Genomic DNA, 1543 nt, shown 5'->3' on the forward strand with positions numbered 1-1543 from the left:
CAGCCATTAAAGACTGGCCAATAAAGTTAAAGCTAAAAAAGTTAAAATCGCTCCAGTGACCCCAAATAGACTCAGTTACTTTGTTCGTGGTGGCTTCGGGTAAATTAAAAAGTGTAAATACTGCAAGCCCCGCAACGGCAATAAGAGCAATAAGTTTAATCATAGATTCAAATGCAACAGCGAGCATTAAGCCAGAGCGATATTCAGTTACATCAACTTTGCGAGTACCAAAAAATATAGCAAATAAAGCCATAATTAGTGTGGCAGAAAGCGCGAGCATATCGCCGGATATTTTATTACTGTTTTGCAAAAGTAAAAAGCTTGTACTAAGCGCTTTTAATTGCAGTGCAATGTAGGGAATGGTTGCCAGTAATGCGATTACAGTAACCATTATTGCTGTAGTTTGACGTTTGCCGTAACGAGCTGAAATAAAGTCAGCAATAGTCGTTATATTTTGTTTTTTACTTACCAGTACCAGTTTACGTAAAAATCCTTGGCCGAATAAAAACAGCAACGCAGGGCCTAATAATATTGGCAAGTAACTCCAACTGCTGGTGGCGGCTGTTCCTACCGAACCGTAATAAGTCCAAGAGGTACAGTAAATCCCGAGTGAGAGTGAATACACAAATGGGTGATGGCTAATACGCTTTGCTAAAGGGGTTGTTTTATCGCCCCAATTGGCAAGCCAAAACAGCACACCTATATAACTTAAAGCAACAATAATGAGTACGGCAGTCATGTTGTTATTAAACCTTATTATTTTAAATAATCCCTCATCCCTATGAGGGATTAACACAATACCAGAACTGAGGTTAAGTGTGAGGGTTGAATTTAAAATAAAACTTTTATTTTATTTATATCTTACTGAATATTAACAGTAAAAATAAAACACCCTTGAGCATTAGACTAATGTCGCATTAATGACCAACTTATCAATTTAATCATAAAGCCAGCTTACAAAAACAGCCTAAGCAATTGAAATAATATAAAAATATATAAAACACGCTTGAATGATAAATACAGTTTACGTAAACGTTAACAAGCTGTTACGACTATGGTCTCAATTCAATATGTAACCAGCGTTGCTAAATTGGTAAGCGAAGATAAAAAACCACTCATCGCGATATTGCGGTGCTTAAAGGGGAAAACAAAAATGGCTTTTAAAGATGAAGAACAAGCAAAAGCTTATTGGGCAGAAAACATTTCGCTGTTATTTAAACTGTTAGCAGTGTGGTTTGTCGTGTCTTTTGGCTTTGGCATATTACTGGTTGATGTACTTAATGAAGTACGTTTTTTTGGGTTTAAACTTGGCTTCTGGTTCGCCCAGCAAGGCGCGATTTATACCTTTGTTGCTTTGATTTTTGTGTACGTTTTCAAAATGAATACGTTAGATAAAAAATACGGCGTAGACGAATAGGAGCTAAGCAATGGATGTTCAAACACTCACGTTTTTAATTGTTGGTTTAAGCTTTGCGCTTTATATCGGCATAGCAATATGGGCCCGAGCGGGTTCAACCAAAGAGTTTTATGTAGCGGGCGGCGG

The 1543-nt window shown here is 37.3% G+C and carries 1 protein-coding gene and 1 pseudogene; one reads left to right on the plus strand and one right to left on the minus strand.

Going from position 1 to position 1543, the window contains the following annotated elements:
- Positions 1-739: pseudogene (locus L652_RS0111300) on the minus strand (hybrid sensor histidine kinase/response regulator); the annotation flags it as partial.
- Between the two features lie 414 nt (positions 740-1153).
- Between L652_RS0111300 and L652_RS0111305 the strand changes: the two are divergent.
- Positions 1154-1417 (plus strand): DUF4212 domain-containing protein, encoded by a 264-nt coding sequence (locus L652_RS0111305; protein ID WP_002961535.1) that lies wholly within the window; start codon positions 1154-1156, stop codon positions 1415-1417.
- Positions 1418-1543 lie beyond the last annotated feature (126 nt).

This window comes from Pseudoalteromonas sp. TB25 (assembly GCF_000497995.1).
Lineage (GTDB): Bacteria > Pseudomonadota > Gammaproteobacteria > Enterobacterales > Alteromonadaceae > Pseudoalteromonas > Pseudoalteromonas distincta.

Coding starts and splice junctions, on each gene's coding strand:
- L652_RS0111305 (WP_002961535.1), top strand. CDS start 1,154: ATGGCTTTTAAAGATGAAGAACAAGCAAAAGCTTATTGGGCAGAAAAC.